Source organism: Lactobacillus sp. UMNPBX17 (genome assembly GCF_002553735.1).
Lineage (GTDB): Bacteria > Bacillota > Bacilli > Lactobacillales > Lactobacillaceae > Lactobacillus > Lactobacillus gallinarum.
This window is the reverse complement of the sequence record NZ_PCYT01000091.1, coordinates 1-3,948: the sequence shown is the minus strand read 5'-3', so window position 1 is coordinate 3,948 and position 3,948 is coordinate 1. Positions and strand designations below refer to the sequence as shown.

At 36.5% G+C, this 3,948-nt stretch carries 4 protein-coding genes; 1 reads left to right on the top strand and 3 read right to left on the bottom strand.

All coding sequences use genetic code 11. The annotated features are described in order from the left end of the window. Positions 1–177 precede the first annotated feature (177 nt). Genes CP368_RS09335 through trpX form a run of 3 tightly spaced genes read right to left on the bottom strand, consistent with a single transcriptional unit; the run spans position 178 to position 2,821 of the window. Positions 178–939, bottom strand: a complete 762-nt coding sequence (locus CP368_RS09335; protein WP_098044262.1) for an ABC transporter ATP-binding protein — start codon at positions 937–939, stop codon at positions 178–180. Then, on the bottom strand, positions 936–1,832 hold the full coding sequence (locus CP368_RS09330) for an ABC transporter permease (protein ID WP_098046022.1): 897 nt from the start codon (positions 1,830–1,832) through the stop codon (positions 936–938). The genes CP368_RS09335 and CP368_RS09330 overlap by 4 nt, the downstream gene beginning before the upstream one ends. After that, positions 1,829–2,821 carry a tryptophan ABC transporter substrate-binding protein gene (gene trpX, locus CP368_RS09325; RefSeq protein WP_087236193.1) on the bottom strand — a complete coding sequence of 331 codons (993 nt, stop codon included), beginning with the start codon at positions 2,819–2,821 and terminating at the stop codon, positions 1,829–1,831. The genes CP368_RS09330 and trpX overlap by 4 nt, the downstream gene beginning before the upstream one ends. 338 nt (positions 2,822–3,159) lie before the next feature. On the opposite strand from trpX, the gene CP368_RS09320 reads away from it, so the two are divergent. Then, on the top strand, positions 3,160–3,867 hold the full coding sequence (locus CP368_RS09320; protein WP_199161343.1) for a YjjG family noncanonical pyrimidine nucleotidase: 708 nt from the start codon (positions 3,160–3,162) through the stop codon (positions 3,865–3,867). Positions 3,868–3,948 lie beyond the last annotated feature (81 nt).

The following is a 3,948-nucleotide window of genomic DNA, read 5'->3' as shown; positions in this document are numbered from 1 at the left end:
TACCAAGAAAAATATTGGCATATCATACACCAGATGAAATTTTTGAAAGAGAATTAGATCGCATCTATCAAGCAGCTTAAGTGTTCAATTTATTATTGCAATTTACGAAAAAATAAAAAAACAAAAATTTTTGTTATAAAAAATCCAGGTGCTTATTAAAACATCTGGATTTAAGTCTTAATCGGTAAAATATTGCAAAATATCTTCTTCAGTTAAAGTCTTTTTGTCTTGTCCATTAACATCTAAAACAATTTTTCCACTATTTAGAATAATAGTGCGGTTGCCATATTTAATGGCATCTTTTAATTGGTGGGTAATCATGATGCAAGTTAAATGTTCTTTTTTAACAACCTTGTTGGTTAATTCTAGGAGTTGCCGACTGGTATTTGGATCTAGAGCAGCAGTATGTTCATCAAGTAAAAGGAGTTCAGGCTTTTTGATAGTCGCCATCAAGAAACTGAGAGTTTGTCTTTGACCACCAGATAAATTGCCGACAAAAGTATTTAACCGTTCATTTAAGCCATTGGGTAGTTGAGCTGTCTCACGCTTAAATTCTTCTAAATGCTGGTCCAATCCACGTAAATGCAATCCACGTTGTTGCCCGCGTTTAGTAGCCAGCAGTAAATTTTCGGCAACGGTCATTCTAGGTGCAGTTCCCATTTTTGGATCTTGGAAAACCTGTGCAATATATTTTGCCCGTTTTACCTCAGATAAATTAGTTAAATCGCGCTCTTTTAAAATAATTTTCCCGCTAGAGGGAAAAATAGAACCATTGATAATGTTAAGTAACGTAGACTTCCCGGCTCCGTTAGTTCCAAGTAGGGTGATAAAGTCACCATCGTTTATTTTTAAATTGATATTTTTAAGAATATTTTTTTCTTCGCTAGTTCCAACGTTGACTGTGGTAGTGATATTTTGTAAATCTAAAATTGTACTCATGGCTTAGTCACACCTTTTTTCAATAATTTACGAGTATGAAATTTCTTTTCAAATAAAGGCAACATCATGCAGATGGCTAAAATAATTGCTGAAATCAACTTGAAGTCGTTGGTGCTGAAACCAAGTTGCAATACTAATAATAGAATCAAACGATAAATAATGCTGCCGATGACTACGGCAATTAGTCGTGCTGTTAAAGATAAATTGCCGTAAACCACTTCACCAATAATAATTGCAGCTAAGCCAATAACCATCGTTCCGATTCCCATATTAACATCGGCATAGCCGCCATTTTGCCCTAATAATCCGCCGGATAAACCAATTAAACCGTTAGATAGCATTAGGCCGAGAATTTTCATGTTATCGGTATTTATGCCTAATGATTGAGCCATTTTTTCATTATCACCGGTAGCGATAAAGGCTTGTCCAAGATCGGTATTTAAGAAAAGTGCTAGCAATAAAATAATAAAAATGGCGAAAAGTAATCCAACTACAATAGTAGGAAAATTATCGGGCAATCTTTGTAAAAATTTTTCGTTCAGCAATGTAGCTTTATTAAGCAGGCCGACATTTGCTTTCCCTAAAATACGTAAGTTGACAGAATAAATTCCGGTCATAGTTAAAATCCCAGCTAATAAAACGGGAATTTTGCCTTTGGTGTAAAGCAGCCCAGTAATTAAGCCTGTGAGCATTCCACCTAAAAAAGAGAGGATAGTGGCGATAATTGGATTAACGCCATGAACTAGTGCGCTGATACAGATAGCTGCACCAAAAGGAAAAGTACCCTCGACGGTCATATCAGGGAAGTTCAGGATTCTAAATGTTAGGAAAAGTCCAAGAGCCAATATTCCCCATAAGAGCCCTTGACCAATAGTTGAAGTAATTAAACTCATTTGATAATTCTTCCTTTCTTTTGTGCGGCAGATAAAACAGAAGCTGGAATATGAATATTTAATTTCTCTGCAGTTTTAGCATTAATTACTGTTTCGTAATGAGTTACTCGTTTAACGGGTAAGGTTGCCGGATTTTTACCGTGCAAAACTTGTCCCGCCATTCTACCAGTTAAAAGTCCCATGTCGTATTGACTAACACAGCGAGTTGCTAGTCCGCCTGATTTAACCATTGTATCTGCGGCAGGAAAGACCGGAATCTTCACTGCGTTTGTTGCTTTAAGTAGCGTGGCAATTCCTGAAGCTACGGTGTTATCAGTTGGCACATATACTGCCTGAACTTTTCCAGCTAAGGTTTGAGCGACTTGTTCGATATCATTGGTAGAAGTAATGGTATAAGGTGTAACATTTAGACCTTGTTTTTCTGCGAGCTGTTTAAATTCTCGATATTCTGAAGTAGAAGAATCATCGCTAGAAGTATAAACAACGCCAACTTTTTTTAGATCAGGCATAATAGTTTTCATTAATTTAAGTTGAGCCGCAATTGGTTGTCTGTCTTGAACCCCAGTGATTTTGCCACCAGGACGAGCTAAACTTTTGACTAGATGTGCACCAAGAGGATCGCTAACAGCTCCCATGATTACCGGTGTATCTCCCGGAGTATTGGCTAAAGACTGAACTGCTGGCGTAGCGATTCCGATAGTTAATGCGGCATGTTCCCCGATAAAGCGATCACCCATTGATTTTAGATTGCTTTGGTCGCCTTGGGCATTTTGAAAATCAATTTTAATATTTTTACCTTCAAAATACCCTTCTTCTTTGAGCCCTTGAATAATTCCCCGATGAATTTGATCTAAAGCAGGGTGACTCATAGTTTGTAAAATTCCTACAGTTGGTTGTTTTTGTTCTGCTTTTTCTTGGTTTGTTTCAGAAATGAAAGCCACAATCAAAAAAGCAAAAAGAGCAATAAGCGTTCCAATTAATCTTTTCATTTTTAAACCTCAAACAAAAAAGCATTTCCTCTTGACGGGAAATGCTTAAAACAAAACCCGCACGTTTATTTTCCGTGCGGGTAATTTTCATGAAGATTTACCAGCACAGACGCGATCGTATGAGCCGCATCTGTACCTTAAGCGTGCAGAAACAACTCTAGTGCTGGAATTGCCAACGATTGAGTACTACATTCTTAAACATGATAAATCTTCCTTTCGTCTAAAATACTTGTTGCTCAAATTTTAAAGAAAGGTGAGAAAGATGTCAATTATTTTTTTCTTAATGATAGCTGGTATAATTAATACCCAGCTATAAAAAATAGAAGGGAATGACTTCATTGCGCTATCAACAAATTATTTTCGATGTAGATGATACGATCATCGACTTTGCTTCTACGGAAGATTTTGCTTTACACAGCCTTTTCAACGTTCATCACTGGCAATTAACGCCAGAACTTCAACGCCAATATCATGCCTATAATCAAGGATTATGGCGCAAGCTTGAACAAGGTGAAATAACCTATGAAGAACTAAGTGAGATGACTTTTCACGATTTTATTAAGGAGCATTTCGGTTTAGAAATTGATGGTCAAAAGATGATGAATGAATATCGTTCCTACTTTGGTGAAGCACACCAATTGCTTCCCGGAGTAGAAGATACTCTTAAGTTTGCTAAAAAACAGGGCTATAAATTAACCGTTTTAAGTAATGGCGAAAAGTTTATGCAAAATCATCGCTTAGAATTAGCGGGCGTGAAGAAATATTTTGATTTAATTGTTACTTCGGAAGAAGCTCATTATTCTAAACCTAATGTCCATGCCTTTGACTATTTCTTTAGCCGCACGGAAATTGGTCCTAATGATACGGTCTTTTTTGGCGATGGTTTACAATCAGATATTTTAGGAGCTGAAAGATATGGCTTTGACAGTATCTGGTACAATCACCGTCATCGTAAAAACACCTTGAATTTACATCCCAAGTTTGAAGTGGAAAATTATCCTGAATTTGTTAAATTAATGCAAAATGATTTTGAGAAGAAGTACTGAACTGAGACCTAAAAATTAGACAGTTTAAATACAGGATTAATAGAGGCTTGATTCCGATATTCTTTCGGAGTTAAGCCTTTT